Origin of the sequence: Bradyrhizobium commune, assembly GCF_015624505.1 — a bacterium.
GTDB lineage: Bacteria > Pseudomonadota > Alphaproteobacteria > Rhizobiales > Xanthobacteraceae > Bradyrhizobium > Bradyrhizobium commune.
In genome coordinates, this window is record NZ_CP061379.1 from 5,857,132 (window position 1) to 5,875,079 (window position 17,948).

Annotated in this window: 18 protein-coding genes; 8 read left to right on the plus strand and 10 right to left on the minus strand. The window is 58.7% G+C overall.

Annotation, left to right across the window (positions count from 1 at the left end; translation table 11 throughout):
* Positions 1-95: 95 nt before the first annotated feature.
* Positions 96-383 (minus strand): hypothetical protein, encoded by a 288-nt coding sequence (locus IC761_RS27550; protein ID WP_195799823.1) that lies wholly within the window; start codon positions 381-383, stop codon positions 96-98.
* Positions 384-535: 152 nt separating this feature from the next.
* On the opposite strand from IC761_RS27550, the gene IC761_RS27555 reads away from it, so the two are divergent.
* Positions 536-1,420, plus strand: a complete 885-nt coding sequence (locus tag IC761_RS27555; protein ID WP_246791333.1) for a hypothetical protein — start codon at positions 536-538, stop codon at positions 1,418-1,420.
* A gap of 61 nt (positions 1,421-1,481) precedes the next feature.
* Here the strand turns inward: IC761_RS27555 and IC761_RS27560 are convergent, their stop codons facing one another.
* On the minus strand, positions 1,482-1,652 hold the full coding sequence (locus tag IC761_RS27560; protein WP_195799824.1) for a DUF3606 domain-containing protein: 171 nt from the start codon (positions 1,650-1,652) through the stop codon (positions 1,482-1,484).
* A gap of 476 nt (positions 1,653-2,128) precedes the next feature.
* Here IC761_RS27560 and IC761_RS27565 point away from each other — a divergent pair, with 476 nt between their 5' ends.
* Entirely contained in the window at positions 2,129-2,560 is a 432-nt protein-coding gene (locus tag IC761_RS27565) for a hypothetical protein (RefSeq protein ID WP_195799825.1), read from the plus strand.
* Positions 2,561-2,626: 66 nt separating this feature from the next.
* Here the strand turns inward: IC761_RS27565 and tnpC are convergent, their stop codons facing one another.
* Both tnpC and IC761_RS35955 read right to left on the minus strand, forming a co-directional pair.
* Positions 2,627-4,213 (minus strand): IS66 family transposase, encoded by a 1,587-nt coding sequence (tnpC, locus tag IC761_RS27570; RefSeq protein ID WP_438265151.1) that lies wholly within the window; start codon positions 4,211-4,213, stop codon positions 2,627-2,629.
* A gap of 913 nt (positions 4,214-5,126) precedes the next feature.
* A complete protein-coding gene (locus tag IC761_RS35955; RefSeq protein WP_246791334.1) occupies positions 5,127-5,321 on the minus strand; it encodes a hypothetical protein in 195 nt (64 codons plus the stop codon).
* A gap of 382 nt (positions 5,322-5,703) precedes the next feature.
* Between IC761_RS35955 and IC761_RS27575 the strand changes: the two genes are divergently transcribed.
* A complete protein-coding gene (locus IC761_RS27575) occupies positions 5,704-5,862 on the plus strand; it encodes a hypothetical protein (protein ID WP_438265057.1) in 159 nt (52 codons plus the stop codon).
* A gap of 132 nt (positions 5,863-5,994) precedes the next feature.
* Here the strand turns inward: IC761_RS27575 and IC761_RS27580 are convergent, their stop codons facing one another.
* Genes IC761_RS27580 through IC761_RS27595 form a run of 4 tightly spaced genes read right to left on the minus strand, consistent with a single transcriptional unit; the run spans position 5,995 to position 11,465 of the window.
* Positions 5,995-7,605, minus strand: coding sequence for an adenylate/guanylate cyclase domain-containing protein (locus IC761_RS27580; protein ID WP_195799826.1), 1,611 nt, complete (start codon positions 7,603-7,605; stop codon positions 5,995-5,997).
* Between the two features lie 4 nt (positions 7,606-7,609).
* Positions 7,610-7,978: a response regulator gene (locus IC761_RS27585; RefSeq protein ID WP_195799827.1), complete on the minus strand. Its 369-nt coding sequence runs from the start codon at positions 7,976-7,978 to the stop codon at positions 7,610-7,612.
* Positions 7,979-8,002: 24 nt separating this feature from the next.
* Entirely contained in the window at positions 8,003-10,780 is a 2,778-nt protein-coding gene (locus tag IC761_RS27590) for a response regulator (protein WP_195799828.1), read from the minus strand.
* 13 nt (positions 10,781-10,793) lie between these two features.
* A complete protein-coding gene (locus tag IC761_RS27595) occupies positions 10,794-11,465 on the minus strand; it encodes a Tll0287-like domain-containing protein (protein WP_195799829.1) in 672 nt (223 codons plus the stop codon).
* Positions 11,466-11,955: 490 nt separating this feature from the next.
* On the opposite strand from IC761_RS27595, the gene IC761_RS27600 reads away from it, so the two are divergent.
* Positions 11,956-12,249, plus strand: a complete 294-nt coding sequence (locus tag IC761_RS27600) for a putative quinol monooxygenase (RefSeq protein ID WP_195799830.1) — start codon at positions 11,956-11,958, stop codon at positions 12,247-12,249.
* 463 nt (positions 12,250-12,712) lie between these two features.
* Here IC761_RS27600 and IC761_RS27605 read toward each other — a convergent pair whose 3' ends face one another.
* Entirely contained in the window at positions 12,713-12,934 is a 222-nt protein-coding gene (locus IC761_RS27605; protein WP_246791335.1) for a hypothetical protein, read from the minus strand.
* A 162-nt stretch (positions 12,935-13,096) separates the two neighbouring features.
* Here IC761_RS27605 and IC761_RS27610 point away from each other — a divergent pair, with 162 nt between their 5' ends.
* Complete coding sequence (locus IC761_RS27610) at positions 13,097-13,390, plus strand: hypothetical protein (RefSeq protein WP_195799831.1); 294 nt, start codon at positions 13,097-13,099, stop codon at positions 13,388-13,390.
* A 15-nt stretch (positions 13,391-13,405) separates the two neighbouring features.
* On the opposite strand, the gene IC761_RS27615 is transcribed toward IC761_RS27610, so the two are convergent.
* Positions 13,406-13,642 carry a helix-turn-helix domain-containing protein gene (locus tag IC761_RS27615; RefSeq protein WP_195799832.1) on the minus strand — a complete coding sequence of 79 codons (237 nt, stop codon included), beginning with the start codon at positions 13,640-13,642 and terminating at the stop codon, positions 13,406-13,408.
* A 94-nt stretch (positions 13,643-13,736) separates the two neighbouring features.
* Between IC761_RS27615 and IC761_RS27620 the strand changes: the two genes are divergently transcribed.
* The 3 genes from IC761_RS27620 to IC761_RS27630 all read left to right on the plus strand — a co-directional run bounded on the left by IC761_RS27620 (position 13,737) and on the right by IC761_RS27630 (position 16,733).
* A complete protein-coding gene (locus IC761_RS27620) occupies positions 13,737-14,588 on the plus strand; it encodes a YqaJ viral recombinase family protein (protein WP_195799833.1) in 852 nt (283 codons plus the stop codon).
* Positions 14,589-14,665: 77 nt separating this feature from the next.
* Positions 14,666-15,421 (plus strand): helix-turn-helix domain-containing protein, encoded by a 756-nt coding sequence (locus tag IC761_RS27625; RefSeq protein ID WP_195799834.1) that lies wholly within the window; start codon positions 14,666-14,668, stop codon positions 15,419-15,421.
* A gap of 151 nt (positions 15,422-15,572) precedes the next feature.
* Positions 15,573-16,733: an ERF family protein gene (locus IC761_RS27630; protein WP_195799835.1), complete on the plus strand. Its 1,161-nt coding sequence runs from the start codon at positions 15,573-15,575 to the stop codon at positions 16,731-16,733.
* Positions 16,734-17,948: the final 1,215 nt, after the last annotated feature.

The following is a 17,948-nucleotide window of genomic DNA, read 5'->3' on the forward strand; positions in this document are numbered from 1 at the left end:
TAGACCAGCAAGCGAGGGTATTATGCATTGGCAGCCTGCAATTCACCAAGTGCGCTCACACGTCGTGCTGCTGGCGCGCGACTTAGACCGAAAGTCTACCCTCCCGTGGCGTCGGTGTGCTGAAGCATGTCTGCCGCTCGACGGCGTTGCCTACGGGCTCGGCAGTCATAGCGTTCCAATGCCGCCAGGCGCCGCACCTGTTCCAGGGACGGCGACTGCAGACCCAGCGTTGCAAGCAAGGTTTTTCGTACAAATGCAACTCGCAGCAACTGCGCTTGGGCTTGTGCAATTTCGAGCACCGCTATCTGCTGTAACCGGCTGGCGCCTTCCGGGGGCATAAGCTGCGCTAACTTGTATTCCTGTATCCCGTCTTCGTCTCTCATGGAGATCGCGCGCTCCGTGGAGGAACCCCTAAGCCCGATTGGCATTGACATCGCGAAGAGGAGGACTCCGCATGGACGGAATCATTTATCTCGTTGGCTTGATCGTTATCGTCATGTTCATCTTGTCGCTGCTCGGTCTTCGGTAAGTCTCAATGACCATTGAACCGCTCGCCACGATCGAAACCGAGACAATGCCTGCAACCGGACTTCCGAAGCCTTGGGGTCTTCAGTGGACACCCATCGTTGTCGGCGCCTTCGTCGCAACGGCGCTCTCGCTGATTTTGGTTTCATTTGGGACGGCGCTTGGGCTTGGCATGGCCTCCGCCGCGCCAACCTGGAGGGATGCCTCAGTTGCTCTATGGCTGCTGTCAGGTGTTTACTTGATCTTTCAGTCCCTGATCAGTTTTGGCTGCGGCGGCTATTTCGCCGGGCGTGTTCGACCACCCTACTCGTCCGCAACCGATGATATTAAGACGCGCGACGGATTGCATGGGGTCGCTGCATGGGCGCTCGCAGTCTTGATAGGAGCTGTTCTGACCGCCTTGATCGCTGGCGTCGCAACTCGGCCGTCATCAACAACGCAGCCGCCCTCTGCCACCGAGCCGTCCGTGCTGAGCTACGAGCTGGATCATCTCTTCCGCGCTCCAAGACGGCCGCAGAACGTTGATCTGACAGGCGAGCGCGCTGAAGCGGCGCGGCTTTTGGCAACCGCTTCGAGCCACACTGGTGTGCTCCCCGAGGATAGGGCTTATCTTGTTCAGCAGGTCTCCGCGCTAACCGCGCTTTCACCAGCCGATGCGGAGAAGCGAGTAGACACCGCTCTAGCCAATGCCAAGACGGCGATCTCAAGGGCTCGCGCGGCAAGCATCATCCTCGCCTTCTCGACTGCTGCGGCTTTATTGTTCGGCGCTGTAGCAGCTTGGGCCGGCGCAGAAGCCGGCGGACGCCACCGCGACGGTGAGCCGATTTCCAGATGGATGGCTCACTCCAATCGGTGGCATAAGAGTCGCGTCACGGATCCCCGCCCACTGCCTTAGTTCGATTGCTATTAGGGATCGCGGATAGGAGCAGTTGTTCGCGATCTTCGTGCTTCAATCGCTACCTCGACAATTCATTGCGGACCGCTGCAGCGGAGTTGCCGATTTTATCAACAAGGTGCTGCAGCCTGCTCTTCGTTATGCCGAGTTCGTGGGTCCAGTATTTGACCTCGTAATCGTCGCTCATGTTGATCTTGCTGCGGTCCGGCTGGACGCGCTTGCCGAAGGGCATCCCACGTCTCCCATCGGGGAGAACCTTAATCGTCTGTCGATGTCCCTAAAAACGATGCCTCTGCCCATGCCGTCGACAAACGGCAAACTCCCGAACCCAGGTAGCTCGCAGTCTTGTCAGTGTCTTGGGACAATTCTAATTCGTCTGTCGAGGCGCGATGTCGCTTTGTCCCGCAAATGTCCCCCCGGAATGTCCCCTCGCCAACACTCCATTGCCGGTGGGTCTTGCTATCGTGGTGCTGACCGTCACGTCCGAGGTGGCTCACAGTCAAGAACGCGGTCGCCAGTATCTTGGAGGCACGTCGAATTCGTCTCATCGAGGCACGATGGTACCCGTCCGGCGACGGCCCTTGGCTAGGTCCCCTTTGGACGGAACGGGACGCGCGGCACCCGGATGCGATGACTACTTGCGCCATGCTATCAGGCAGCGATAATCGCCCGGAGAAGCCCCTCCCGGAGAAGCCCCAGGAGCTTTCTATGATCCGCGCCTACTTCAATGCTCCCGGCTACCGCGCTGTCCGGTTCGACGCCTCGCCATGGTTCGAGATGGCGGGACTCAATGATATCCGCAGGCTCGTCGACAAGAAGTGGAGCGGCAAGCCGGCCGAAAAGGCTGCCAAGGGGGTAATTGAATTCGACGGCTACACCGAGCTCTACGATACCCTGGTCTGGGCACGGACCCACGACGGCATTGACGGTGCGCCGTTAGAGCCCGAGTACCATATTGACCCGGCGGACGGGCTGGCTTGGCTCGCTTACAATCGCCCGGAAGTCCACGAGGCGATCCTGACGGAATTTGGCGGAGATGTCGCCGCCTGCGAGCGCTCCAAGGCCGACTGGGCGGATCCGAGGGATCCTGACGAGACCACCTATCTCCGCTGCACCGAAGAGCGTCCGGCGTACCGGTAGGAGTTGGTCTGCTGCCCTGCAATCCCGAGGCTCGGGTCGCTTAGCTAGGCGGATGGCTGACTCCGCTCAAGCCGCGTGAGCGTGGTTCTGACGGCGCCAGTTCCAAGGCAGGAGTTGGTGGATGCGCTTGGCAGGGTGATCCGGTAGGCGGGCCAGCACGTCGGCGAGCCAAGCCTGTGGATCGATGTCGTTGAGCTTGGCGCTGGCAACGAGGGTGTAGATCGCAGCTGCACGCCGGCCGCCCTCATCGGAGCCGGCGAAGGTCCAGTTTCTTCTTCCTACGGCGACCGCCCGTAGCTCGCGTTCGGCGGCGTTGTTCGACATGCAAAGCCGTCCATCGTCGAGAAAGCGGGTAAATGCATCCCACCGGCTGAGGCAGTAATTGATCGCCTTGGCCGTATCGTTGCTCCTGGAGAGCTTGGCGCGCTGTTCGCGCAGCCACGCTTCCAGCTCGACGAGCAGTGGGCGGCTACGTTCCTGGCGCACCCGCAATCGATCCTGTGCAGCAAGACCGTTGATCTCACGCTCGATAGCGAACAGGACATCGATGCGCTTGACCGCTTCGGCCGCGATCGGCGCCTTGGTGAGCCGTGCCAGATCAAAGAACTTGCGCCTACCGTGCGCCCAACACGCGGCCTCGATGATCGGGCCGCCTTTGCGATTGGGCTCGTAAAGCCTGCTGAAGCCGGCATACGCGTCGGCCTGCATCAGTCGGGCATAGCCCGCCAGATGCTCACCGCCACGATCAGGCGAGTAGAAGAATACGGCCGCCGGCGGATCCCGCCCAGCAAACGGGCGATCGTCGCGTACGTAGGTCCAGAGCCGGCCGGTCCTGGTCTTACCCTTGGCCAGGACCGGCACCGTGGTGTCGTCGGCGTGGATGCGCTCGGCTGCAAAGACATGGCTCCGGATCACGTCAACCAGAGGCGTCAAGGTTGCCGCGGAGGCACCCACCCAGTCCGCCAACGTAGATACCTCGAGGTCGATGCCTTCACGGTGGTAGACGTCGCTCTGACGATTGAGCGGTAGGTGCAGGCCGTACTTGGCAAAGAGAACATGGGCCAGCAGCTTGGGCCCTGCACGCCCGCGCGCAATCGGATGCGAGGGGGCCGGCGGCTGGGTAATCGCTTCGCAGGCCCGGCAGACGAGCTTCTCCCGCACGTGCTGGATCACCTTCCATTGGCGCGGAATGAGCTCCAGCATCTCGGTCACATCCTCGCCGATCTTGCGCAATCGGTTGTCGCCGCAGCACGGACAGCTCGCAGGCACCGGATAGACAATGCGCTCCCGAGGCAAATGCTCCGGCAGCGGCCGGCGCGCCGGCCTGCGGCGCTCGAACGATGGCACCGCAATCTTCTCGGCTGCCACCTGCGCTGCGGTATCAATTTGCGCTGCGTTCTCCTCCAGGTCGGCGAGTTGCAGCTCGAGCTGGTCCAGCAATGCGCCTCGCTCGGAGGACTGTCCGAACTGCTCTTGCCGGAGCTTCTTGATCGTGAGGGCGTGCGCGATCTGATCGTGTTCTGCCAGGATCAGGCTGCAACCACAACGTGAAGTTCGCAGCTGAGTACGTCGGCTGATGGCAGGACGAGATCCGGCTTTCACAGCATGAGCCGCGGTTCGTCTGCAGGGCATGCGGCATGCGGGGGCGATCATAATCGCAGGCAGCAACAGCACAGAACGTGCCATCCTGCCGAGACCTGCAATTAGGAATTCGGAGCCGCTCGACTAATCTCCTATGTCATGGTTGTATAACGTTACGGCCAAAACCTTTTGGGGAGTAAAATGGGAAACCGCCGCTTGATCAGATTTCTATTATTGGCATTCATGATTGCTCCAACTGCCGCCTTAGCTGATTGCCCTCCCAGCGTTGCGCAGCAAACAGTACAAAAAATGAATGCAAAAGGCCGCTATTCAGCCCTCCCAGGTGGACTGCAAAAAAATGGCATGAAGGGCCAAAATGTCACGTTGATTTCGGTCGGCAACGACCTGGTCGGCTCTTGTTCTAGGCGAACGTGCAGTTGGCTACCTTAGCCGAGATCAGACCCAAGCGCGCTGCCAACGATCTGCAGCAAAAGGAAAAACCCGCCGACCTGGAAGCCGACGGGAGTTGGTAAGCCAGATTATTGCGATCGGCGGGCACCGATCGGAGAATCGAACTTAGCATCAGGAGCTCTCTGGCGAAACTTGAAACGGTTCCCGTGATCTGATCACAACGCTTGCCTCTAGATCTAGACTCAGGCTTTAATCGTAGCTGCCGGAATTGCTTCTGTGGGGGCTAGCGTGCACGGCGAAGCCGGATGCATGATTTGCAGTCAGCCTCGACTGCTCAAGGCGCTTTTTCCTGTCGCCAAGGGCTTCGAGCTGAAACTCTACCAATGCGCCAGTTGCGCTAGCACTTTGTGGCTTGTCACCAGAGTGTCCGCGCCCAATCGGCACAAGGACTGGCTTCTTCCTAGGCCACACGTCGAGACCATCGACGCCGCATTGAAGGCCGCCTCACGTGTGGAAGGCGTCCACTGAATGGCCCGTTAGCGTGAACGGCGGACTCTGATCGGGAAGATCATCGTTACCACATGGCAGGAGGATTCAGGGCTCTGCGTCCCGCCGCTTTCAGGGCATCTGTCGAAAGCTCCCCTTGAGCCGCCGCCTCCAGGATCTTCGACGCGACGTGAGTCCTGGCGCCGGTCTCATTGACCGGAATGTTCTCGCAAACTTCCTCAAGCACCGCTCTGAGCAGAGCAGTCGTTTCCGCACTGAACATGCACCAACCTCAAAGCACAACGAGAACAAAGAACGCCACGCAAGCGCAATATGGTCGCTCGCGGACGTGTTCGTGCATTCCGGTCTGGGCACTGAAATCCCAGGACCGACGATTTGGCACATGTCCGTCAAAGTATTATGACGCTAGGATTCTGGCGTTGCAGCTCCGCCCCCGCCCCGCTCGCGAAAGCCGGTCCAGTCCCCGCCTGAGGCTTTCGTTTTCAATAGCAAAGACGCCGCTCGCTTAAATGAACGCGAGCGGCGGCTTTCCAGCCCCGAGGGGGATGATGCAAAACCCCGGTATCTAATAAGTTCACCATAGATTGGTAAAGGTTCAATGTCGGTGGGCAACCCGTAAATTTACGGGCGAGCGCTAGCAACCATTGACTCGCATTGCCAATGACCTCGCCTATCTCAGGATCATGCCCACCGCGTTCGAGTTCTGCCTGCCCACCGCCGCCAAGACCGTGCCCGACGGCCCCGACTGGATTCACGAGATCAAATATGACGGCTATCGCCTGCGCGTCGAGCGCAACGGCTAGAACGTGCCGAAAAGGCATTCGGCGGTACGGGTGAGGCAATTGCAGCAAGGGTTCATTATCGCCCAGTAATTCGACCCACGCCACTTCCAACCTCTGCCGCCGAAGAAGGGCGACAGATCACTGCCACACGCTTTAGATCCGTGATCTGAGAAAAAAGGTTAAGAGGAGCCCCTTGCCTTTAACTTCGATCTGCCCTCGCGGTTCGCAGTGAAACACTCCCGCAACTCTTTCGTAGGTGGCCTCCGAGATTTGGATATGGTCGGGCTGGCTTGTCGATTCAAGCCGGCTCGCCAGATTAACGGTGTCGCCCCAGACGTCGTAGATAAACCGGTGCTGGCCAATGATGCCGGCCACCACATCGCCGGAATGAATTCCAATTCGGGATGACAGCGCTATTCCGAACTGCTTGCCGGTCTCGCGAACGATGTCGATCATACCGAGTGCCATGTCCGCCACCGCAATCGCATGATTAGGCCGCGCATCAGGAAGGCCACCCGCGAGCAAGTAGGCGTCACCGATGGTTTTTATCTTCTCGAGGTTCAGCGACTTCGCCAAAGCATCGAAAGCGGAGAACAGGTGATTAAGAATTTCAATAATCCGCGCGGGCGAAGAGCCGCTGGCCAAGCTGGTAAAGCCAACCAAGTCCGCAAAAAGGATCGTCGCATCCGGGAATCGGTCCGCGATCGCCACCTCGCCTAGTCGCATGCGGTCCACAACGCCTGCTGGCAGAATGTTCAGCAACAGCGCGTCAGATTTGCTTTTCTCAATCCGCAACTGGTCAGTGAAAGCCTGTTCGCGATCGCGTAGCCGCTTTCGCTCGAGAGTCGCTTCGATGCGTGCAGTCAGCAGCACGGGATTGAAGGGTTTCGGAATGTAGTCCTCGGCACCCGCTTCGATGCAGCGAACGGTACTGTCGATCTCGTCGAGTGCCGATATCATGATGACGGGAATATTCCGCAGCGCCGGATCCTCTTTCAAGCGCAGCAGGACTTCAAAGCCGTTCATATCCGGCATCATCAGGTCCAGCAACACCAGATCGAACGGCGTCTGTGCTAGCAAGTCGAGCGCACTCGCCCCCCCATCGACCATGCAGACAACGTGACCATCGCGGCTGAGCCTGCGGGACAGCAATTCGCGATTGGCCAGGATGTCATCAACGACGAGAATGCGACTCGGTTGCGATTGAGGGCGGCTGCGGGCCGGACCGATCGACGCGATAACCTGGCCGACGAGGTCCTGCTGCGACGCGACGAAAAGTGGCAGACTGTCGCGCATCCCGATTGCGCCTGAGTCGGTCATCGCCACCAGCCGATCGACCTGCTTCAGCAATTGCTCGGCAGCAGAGACCATCTTCCCGGCGTCGTTGAGCAGTTGTTCGCGGCCGTTCTCGCGCGCATCCTCAATGATCAGTTCGCTGTATCCCTTGACCGCATTCAAGGGCGTTCGCAAATCGTGGCGAAGCTTGGCCTTGAACTGCACCAGATCAGGCTCGGCAGCGGTAGACCCTTTGAGGGTCGACGCGACGAGCCGATGAAGTTCTTGCTGGAGCGAAAGTCCTGCGGTGCGAATGCGTGCAAGATCCGCGACCAGCGCATCGTCATGGTCGCGGCGCGCGTCATCCATCAGGAGCTCAGCAATCTCGATAATGACCTGAGTCGAAATGTTGAATTCTTGCCGGACGAATGCCTCAAGCGCACGGTCGAAGCGGGGATCTGGTTCGCCTGTAGTGGGACGAGCGGTCATGCCATCAACTTGGCGGCAACAGAGCTTCTATTTTTTCCAGCAAACGCGACATTTCGATGGGCTTGGTATCGTAGTCGTTGCAACCCGCCCCAAGGGCCTTCTCCTTGTCGCCGGACATCGCATGGGCCGTCAGCGCAATAATCGGGATATGCCCCGTCGTCGCGGATGCCTTAACCTGCCGAGTTGCCTCCCAGCCGTCGACAACGGGGAGGCTCATGTCCATCAGAATCAGGTCTGGTTGTTCGCTCTCAGCCATGTGGACTGCCTCGCCACCGTCGACCGCCATCACTACCTCGAATCCCTTGCGGACAAGACGACGAGAGAGCATGTCCCGGTTCATCTCATTATCTTCAACTAGCAGTATCTTGGCCATTTTTTCCGCCATCAGGTCATGCCGTCACATCGTCGCCAGCGGCGGAACTCGCCTCCCCACCGCGTTGCTGATCGCAGTGGCTATATCCGTGTCGATCGATGTCCGCTTCTCGATAATCGTCTGCGCCCGGCGAACCAGAAGATCGCGCTCCTCCGCCGACAATTGCTTCGCCGTAATCACCACGACAGGCACATGACGCCACTCGGCATGGCGATCAAAAGCATCGAGAAACTCGAATCCATCCATCTCGGGCATCATGAGATCAAGAAGGATCAGCGCGGGAGACGGATTTTTGGCGAGCCAGTCGAGCGCAAGCCGGCCGTTCGTAACCTCGACAAGGGGAATCTCAAACTTCGCGAGCGTGTGGCGAATGGTCTGGCGTGTTGCTTCATCGTCCTCGACCATAAGGATCGGTCCTTCGTGCGGGACCAGTTCGCGCAGCCGCGCGGACAGCGCCTGGCGATCAACCGGTTTGGTCATGACATCGGCCGCGCCCAGCGAAAGGCCGATGCCGCGATCCGGCGCAACCGTGACCATGATGACCGGGATGTGACGGAGATCCGGGTCGGCCTTAAGGCTGGTCAGGACGGCCCACCCGTCGGTCGTCGGCATCAGCACGTCGAGCGTAATCGCATCTGGGCGCAATTCGCGGGCCAGATATAACGCCTCTTCGCCATTGCGTGCAGGAATCACCTGATACCCCTCGCGCTTCAGATTGCTCGTGAGCAAGTCGCGCGCCGCCTGATCGTCGTCGACGACAAGCACCGTGATGGCGCTGCCGTCGATCTCCACCATCGCCAAACCTGAGTCAGGACCGGGCAGAACTGTCGTCGGGGGCAGGTCTTCGGCTATCTCGGGAAGCAGGATCGTAAATGTCGACCCCTTGTTGACCTCGCTGTCAACCGTGATGTCGCCACCCAGCAGCCGGCAGAAATGCCTAGTAATCGCGAGCCCCAGGCCGGTGCCCCCAAATTTCTTGGTGGTCGAGGCATCGGCCTGACTGAACGCCTGAAACAAGCGACTAAGCTGCTCCTGCGACATTCCGATGCCGGTATCCGAGATCGCGATGTGGAGCGATCGGCTTTCGGCAAGGCGCTTGACCACCAGAGTCAACCTGCCCTTTTCGGTGAACTTGTTGGCGTTGCTCAGCACGTTAAGCAGACTTTGCTTCAGCTTGGTTCGGTCAGTCCGTACGGCGCCGATATCGTCCGCCAGGAGAATGTCGAACGAATTGCCATTTTTGACGATGAGCGGGGAGATGATGGCCCGGACTTCCTCGACAAGCGCCGAGACATCGATTGGCTCGAGGAAAAGCTCCATCTTGCCGGCTTCGATCTTCGAGAGATCGAGGATATCGTTGATCAGACCAAGCAGATGACGCCCCGCGCCCTCAATCTTCTTCAGATCCGGCACCAGTTGTTCCTGGTCGTTGTCGGCTGCATCTTCTTGCAGGATTTCGCTGTAGCCAATGATTGCGTTGAGAGGCGTTCGCAATTCGTGGCTCATGTTGGCAAGGAACTGGCTCTTGGCCTGATTGGCGACCTCTGACAATTCGCGCGCCTGCTCAAGTTCCATATTGCGTTGACGCAATTCCGTGATGTCCGAATAGACTGCGACCGTCCCGCCTCCCTGGATGCGGCGTTCGCTGATGCGGATGTATCGCTTTCCATAGCTGTATTCCGCGAAACCGTTGGGCTGCCGGTGCTGCGCCATCCGCTCGGCAATCCATGTCTGGGCACTTTTGCCTCCGAGATCGACGAGGGACCGGTCAACAACGGCGTCCAGAATTTGCCTGAAACTGGTGCCCACCGTGAGAATATCCGAAAGACCCGGATAAATAGAGCGGAATTGCTCGTTGAACAGGACGATGCGGTCCTCCGCATCGTAAAGAACGAAGCCCTCCGATATGGTCGCAATCGCGGCGGCGATCGTTTTGCGTTGCGTCTCAGCTTCCGCCGCGAAACGCTTGCGCTCTGCAAGACTGGCCCGAAACAGCGTCAGCGTCCTGGCCATCGCGCCGATCTCATCGGGACCGGCTGGCGGGATCGGCACCGAAACGTCGCCGGCGTTGAGGCCGTCGATGGCACCGATCAGATGGCGCAAGGGGACCGCGATGGAACGCAGGATCAACAGCGTCAACAGAACGCCGATTGCAAGAATCAAGACGTCGGCGATCATCGTCCCGCGGGTTGCCGACGAGACGTCGGTAATGATCTGCGCGCGTTGCGCATTGAGCTCGCCACGCAGTTCACTGATCAGCGAACTTAAGAGCTCGTCAACTCTGATGCTGTGGTTGCGAGCTTCCGCCAGGAGGGAGTTGCCGATAATACGCTGATCGCTGGTGTATTTGTCGACCGCCCGGCTCGCAACGCTCTCGAATTTGTCACGCTCGGCACGGACGGCTGCCACCAACTCGGGCTTGAGCCGGTCAAGTCGATCAAGATAACCGTCCATGCGACCGCGCGCGCTCGCGGCGTTGCGTTCAGAGACGGTAAGGAGGCTGACCGCCAGATCCGTCATCCAGTACCGCATCTCGCCAAAGGCGATACGGCTCCCGTTCGCCGAGTCGATGATCGCGCTCAGCTCGCCCTCGGTCGTCACAGCCGCTGAATTGTGCGCGAGCGTGCGGAGAAGGTACAGATTGGTGGCCACCAGCAGACACAGCAACACGCCTGATAGTGTGATTAGGCGCGTACGAATGGTCAGCCGTGATAGCAGGTCCATCCATCCATGCCTGCGGCTTTCGTCGCGTCCTCCTGCCTGCGTGAGATTACCTAAGGCGCGGTCGGAGGGAACGGTCATGGTCCGCTCGCACCTATTTAAACAATGTGATGCTGATGACGGCGCCGAGATCGCCTTCCTTACCGCCCTCCTTCGGATACCCTGTGATATCCATCTGCCCCTGCGGCGACCCGTGGCAGCTGAGACAGGAGTTCGCATAATATTCGGGCATCATCATACGAAACGCCCCTCGGCCATTGGTGCTCACCGTCGCGGAATAGGCTTGCCCGCGTGGCCAGTCCGCCTGCAGCAATTTGTTGCGGATCACATCCGCCTCCCACTCATCGGGTCGCGCCTTGCGGTTGCGCACGAGTTGCTCGGGGGCGGTTACCTTGATCTGCGCAATTTCTTTGGCCCGGGTTGCGAACGCTTCGTTGACAAGCCTTGCAAACACTGCGGGAATAAATGCCTTGAAGCCCACCCCCTTTGCGTTGATCGTCGCCTGGTTTGCGTCCGTCGCTTCGATGATAGCATCCATCTGCGCATGCAAAAGCTTTCCGACGCGCGTTGCCGGATCGACGGTCTCGGGATCGATCGCCGAAGTCTTCTTGTACAAATCCAGGCTCTGCCGCAGCACGACCCGACCGGTGAGGCCCTTGTCGCCGATGTTCGGGTCATTGATGAGCGCTTGATTGTTGGAAATGACCTGGCGCGCCGCACGTAGGAGGCCCGCAAGATTATTTGCCACGACTGCATCATCGTCCATGTCGGTAGTCGCGCCCGACGGAGAACCGGGGAAGGCGCCAAGGCCAACAAAGAAAAATGCAATTGCACAGACAATGTGCCCAGCCGCCGAGCTTCTTAATCGGACCACGGAACAGCTCCACTTAGACGAAATCACATGATCCGACAGCAAAAGCGCTGCAATTGCAAGCCTCTACAACATTTAATATCAAGCGGCCGCGCCCTTGAGAGCATGCTTATTACACGAGATCGGCGGTGGGATTGTTAGTCAGTTCACACCTCGGCTGGGGAACGCGGCCTGAAGTGGTCGAGTTTCAGTGACTGGGCGTGGAACCGGCGAATTCATGTCGCTGCTGGAGCGGCAAGGGATTCCATTCGAGTAGTTTCGCGCCCTGCGCCAGCCTGCGTCCATCGCTCACAACAAGAGCGAAACCCCACTGTTCGCCGCGAGCATAGAAGGCTGCGCTGCGACACTAAGCGCGATCGTTCATCCAAGGAAAGGAACAGCAACTATGTCCAAACTTGCAATCATGGGAACTATCGAAGTCGCAGCCGGCAAGCGGGACCAGGTCGTGCCGCTACTTATGGCGCATCGGGCCCGTTGCCTCAAAGATGAGCCCGGCACCCTTCAGTTCGAAGTGGCGCTTCCTCGCGACGACGATTCGAGGGTGCTCCTCTACGAAGTCTACCAAGATGATGCCGCCTTCGAGATGCATCGGAATTCGGCGTCCATAGCACAGAGGCGGCAGGAGACTGAGGGAATGGACGTCAAGGTGATCGCGACGAGGTGCACACCCGTCGAATAGTCTCTGAAGGGTAGCGAACGGCCCGCCTAGGTGTGAATACCGATCAAACTTTCACCTCTCAATCAGCTCACGCGCGGATCTAAAGCCTTGATTATATTAGTGCGAGAACAGCGACCCCGACGCCGATCGGCGTCCGACCCACGCCAAATGACACCTTAGTCGCCCAATCCCCTGAGGGTCATTTTTGACGATCTCATCCGGATCGTCGGCAGGTTGATGTCCAGCTCAGCTCGTAGGTGTCGATCCCAAGGTCGAGCCAGAAACGTTGTGATCGGCCAGGCTCTTGTGATTCAAGCTCCCAAACTGGCAGCCTGAATCCGGGGTACGAACTCGCGGACCATGAATGGACTGCCATCAAGACCCATGCTGCCAAACAAGCCGTGGTGTTGGGACGCCGCGTGCCGCGAGTACGATCAGCTTGCGGTCATCTTTCAGGGGTCCAGCGGCGGCTTCGCATCATCGGTCATTCCCGTTCGCTTGCAGGCCATTCGATCGGTCGGCAATGGAGGCCGCGACGGTTGATCTCGTGCAACAGCCGCTCCGCGCGATCCCTTGCCGGCCGCCCTACAAGACGGGTGCCGGAGGACACATCGGCCCGGACCTCGTCCCGAATGAACTCGTACATCCGCAGGATGAAATGGTCGGAGAGACCCTCGAATTCAGCCATGCCCGTCTCGGGTCTCATGAGAATATCCACGTCACCAGGCGCCAACTCGCCCACAAAAGTCCGCCGATCCACACAATCATCGCGAATCCGGCAACCCCAAGAAACGCGATGGGCAGGATGTAATTTCTGATCTGCGATGCCTCGCCGCTTAGCTTGAAATTTTTTTGTGTTCTATCGAGCATGTTGACCCTGCCGGCTGCCGACATACCGGACCGGCAGGACCGCGACAAACGGCGGCTGCGATTAACCTCACCGATCAACCTTAAGGGCGGGACGCGGCATCAAAGTTCTTCGATGACGATGGCAGCAAACACGCGCGGCGACATCCCGCACTTCGATCGCAATGCTTCCCATCCTGAAGTCCGCCGCTTCGACGTCACCGACGTGTTTGAAAGCGTCTTCGTAAACGAAGTCGCGTATCCGTCCCGGCTGCTCAATGACGATGTTCACGGATTGCTGGGCAGGATCACTTAGCCTAGCCCAGGCAAGTTAGGGCGTCAGCTTGCGCAGCCGGACGCCCGGTCCCTCGCCGTTCTCCTCGATGAACAGCACTCCCGCCGCTTCGAAGGCCAATCTCACGACCTGGAGGGTGGAACGCCGTGGTTCATGACTTCCGGCCTCAAGTTGCCTGACAGTCACGATCCCGACCTTCGCACGATCTGCGAGATCCTGTTGGCTCCAATCTAGGAGACCACGCGCGGCACGACACTGCATTGGAGAAATCATTTTCGACCACCTCTGGAGGTATATGTCGAAAAGCGATTGATTTGTCCAAAATATCCATTATAGTCGTATATGTCGTTTTTAGATGGTATCACCGATGGTCGGCCGCACAGAGCAATGGAAGTCGCGAATTGGGTTTATCGGAGGATCCGATGCCCTAATTATTATGGGAGATGACCATGACAAGCTGATCAGGCTTTGGCGTGAAAAGCGCGGGGAGGTCCTTCCGCTGGACCTCAGCAATGATCTGGTTGTCCAGCTCGGCACCGTCACCGAGGACCTAAACCGGACGTGGTACGAGCGTACGAGTGGCCACACAGTCCAAGATGTCCAACGAAAGGTCAGACATCCGATCCACAAATGGATGGGTGCGACGCTCGCCGGCCGCGTTCAACAAACCGGCGCGGTGTATGAAGCTAAGTTTATGCTGCCCTCGGACTTCTCCGAAGAAGCCGCGGCCAACAAATACATGGCTCAGCTTCAACACAATATGTGGGTGATCGCCGCGCGTTCGGCGGTCCTCTCCATCATTACCGGTTGTGGCAAGTGGGTCGAGGTAACCATCTACGCCGATCCGCTCTACCAACACCTTCTTCTGACGGCCGAGAAGAAATTCAGGCGCTGCGTTCAGACCGGCGAGCCGCCGGTGTTGTTCGATATTGAAACGCCCCGCCCACGGCTGGAAGCGATCAAAATTGTCGATATGACCGCATCCAATTCCTGGGTCGAGCTTGCAGCAACCTATCTCCGGACTCGCGAAGCTCACGGAGATCACGAACTTGCCAAAACCGAATTGGAGAAGCTGGTCCCTGAGGACACAAAGGAAGCCGTCGGCCATGGCATCAAAGCCCGGCGGTCCAAGTTAAATGCCGTCAGTTTTGAAGTTCTACCGGTACAGCTCGCGCACCCGTCTTCTGGTGAGCATATCGGTGTGATTGCGCCGCCTTAACGCGCGCTCCTGTCAACGAGCCCAACCGTCAAGCAATTTTATCCACCATATTCGCAAAACCCACCAGCACAACACCGATGAACAACGAATCCAAACTGCAGAAAAATCGTCGCGCACTCTCACAACAAGCGTCCAACCCGCCGAAGGTGCGCCTGCGACCGTCGACGGGATCATCGATCCCAAATGAGAGCCGCTTGAAAAGCGCTCCACCTCCAAACTCAATTCGACACTATCGTCGGCGAGCCGGCCTCACGCTGGCACACCTTGGAAGGCTCTTGGGCGTTAGCGGCGAAACCATCCGCCGTCTTGAGGAGCGCGACACGTGGCTCGACGCAGAGCGAGCTGCAGCGATCGCCAAAGCGCTCGGTGTGCCGAAGGAAGTTCTGGGTTTCAGTAACGCGCCCGACGCTTATGCATGGGCAGCCAAAGCAGTCCCTGTCATCGGATCGGTAATCGTGGATGACCTGGTTAAATACCGCAAAACCGAGCGTCGCGTGGTGGGCGGCTCCCACTTGCCATCCGATTCGGTCGCTCTCGATATCACACGGGGAAAGCTGCGGGGCTGGATGCTCTTCTATAGGGAAGGCTTTCGCGAGCCGATGAGCGAGGAGGTGCTGAAGCGCCAGGGCCTGGCTCCAAAATTTATCGTGACCCTCAATGACGGCACGACTTGGTGGCGGACCATCAGGCCAGCCTCAGAGCAACATCTATTCCACCTCGATGCGCCTTTTATGCAATCGGTCAATCATGTCGAAATCGCTTGGGTTTCCGAGATTGTAGCGTTGCAGGTCCCGCTGTTCGATCTTCCGGCCGGCATTAGTGAGAAGAAATAGATGTCGCGCGTCATCAGATTTCTACGAAGCCATTCCGAGTTAATGAAAATGCTGCCGGAGGGAGCCAAGCAGGCAAACACTCACGAGCCCAGGGCAAACGACCTGGGGTCGCGTGCCATCATCTCCGAGAGACTAATGTTGGAGGCAGTCAATGCATCAATCCAGTGAGCGTATCGGAACCATCGCAGCGGCCCTCGCTCGAGCCCAAGCCGAACTGAGCAACCCGGAGAAAACCCTGACCGCGATCATCCGGTCTCCGTTCCCGCGGGAGCAGGACCGAACCTTTCGCTATGCCTCCCTCGCGAGCGGCCTGGACATCGTTCGTAAGACGCTGAGCCAGCAGGAGATCGCAACGATCCAGACTACTAGGATCGAGCCGACCGGCCAGATCCACCTGACTACCCTGCTCGCCCATGCCTCGGGCGAGTGGATCTCCTCGGACCTGCCGGTCTGCCCCAGCAAGGACGTCGAAGCCCCGCACCGGATGGGGGCGGCGCTGACCTACGTCCGACGTTACGCCCTGTTTGCCCTGGTCGGGATCGCCGGCGAGGACGATCTCGACGCGCCCGACGTCATCGTAGGCGCTCCGGCCGCCACCGATCCAGCAAACGCCCCGCGGCTGAAAGGAAAGCCGCCAAAACAGGTTCTTAACCGTGCTCCGATCCTCCCGCCCGAACTATCAGCCGAGCTCCTGGACCGGCTGCTCGTTGAACTCGCCTCTCAGGAAAGGGGCGACAGCTTGCTCGAATGGGCCAGGGCCAGCCTCCCCTTTAAGAACACCCTCCTGGAAGAAGACGCCCGCATCCTGGAAGCTGCTTACCGAAAGAGGTCCAAGGAAAATCTCCCACCCGAGTTCAATGCGGCAGAGCGACAGCCGGCGCCATCATTCAACGTATTTCAGGGGAAGCCGGATTCGCTGGGAACGCAGATCGCCGCCGATCTCGTCGCCAATGCGAGCCAGACCGGTCTCGCCTTTCCAAAGGAGCCAACTCGAAAGCGGAGCAAGGGGCACCTAAGGTTCGTTCGCAGCCAAGCCTGTCTCGTCTGCAACAAGAGACCTACCGATGCGCATCATCTGAAGTTTGCGCAACAGCGTGCACTTGGATGCAAGGTCAGCGATGAATTCACCGTTCCGCTTTGTCGTGCTCATCATCAAGATTTGCACCGGCATGGCGACGAGAGGTCATGGTGGACCAACATGCAGATTTCGCCCCTGCCGATCGCGACGGAGCTATGGAAGGGCAGTCCGATTCATGCTCCAAACGAATCAAACACAATCACTCTCGACGCCCCACCGCTACTCGGATTGTAGGCGCAACGCTCATGAGCGAGCGCTTCGACAGCTAGCTATCATAGCCTTGCCCATCGAGTTCGAGGCCTTATGTCCAGCACCCAAATTTCTACAGAGGGAGAGCTTGAGCGCTATCGCGCGCTTCAAGCGGCTTCCTTTAAAGCCGTGTGTCGCCCCTCAGCGTCAGCGTTCCGTAGGAGTGCGACGAAACAACTGCTTCCCCCGTTGCATGGGATTCTCGGAACGGGCAATCGCGATCTGCAATTTTGCCGCCCTGGTCCGTATTGAGGATTGGCTACGTCCCATCTGCTCGGCTATTTCGCTTCGTCCTAGGCCAGACAGCACCAATTTCCGTAGCTTGGAGTCTTCTTCGGTTGTCCAGGGTTGCGTAGCCAATCTTTGTTCTCGCTAGCTTGACTTATGTGGTGTTTTAGCTTCGCAGACGCCCAGCCAAAAGTCGATTCGTCCGTTTCCCTCAGGGCTCGGGAACTAACAGCTTAGCCCAAATAGAGAACCCGCCCTGTTGCTCAACCAGCCCGAGGCCGCCATTAAGGTTGGCAAGTTGTGGGCGGTTGGCGTTTTGAGGGCGAGCCAATTTATGAAGGCGAGCGCGCCGCGAACGATGGTGTAGAACCATCCGAGCGTGGCAACGGCGATTAGCGATAAATCCGACTGTAAAGGCGCGGCTAGAGCGCTGTTGTTGGTCTCCTGAAGCCTCTCCAGTGGCCGTTCTGCCCACTTGGTGGTCTTTCTTTGCTCGATCGAACATGCCGAGCGTTAAGTGTGAGCTATTCAGATGATTGTTTCTGTCGGTCGACGAGGTCGCGGCGAATATGAAGCAACACGCTCAAGCGCAGTTCGGTCCAAAGCTCGGCCATGTCGTTTGCTTATAAAGCTCCGGGCAGTCGGCGGCCGCGCCGCCCTACGAGCGGTCCATAGACGCAGGACGCACGTCATCAACCTGAGCTTCAAATTCACCTGAATCGCAAGGTTAAGTGCGGAGCATCAACGTCGAAGCCATTGATCAACGGCACCGGCGGCTGTGGCGCTCTTCGTTTCGATTGAGCGCAACCCGTCACTCCTAGTCCAAGAACTCGATCAACGCATCATCTCCATCGTGCCGGCGGACGACGCCGCGTCTCCACGTAAGGGAGAGTCAGGCCAAGGTCGTTTGCCCGTCGTCTAAGTGCGGCGCTCGCCTGGTCAAGTTGGATTGCGATCGCGTCGATGGGACGA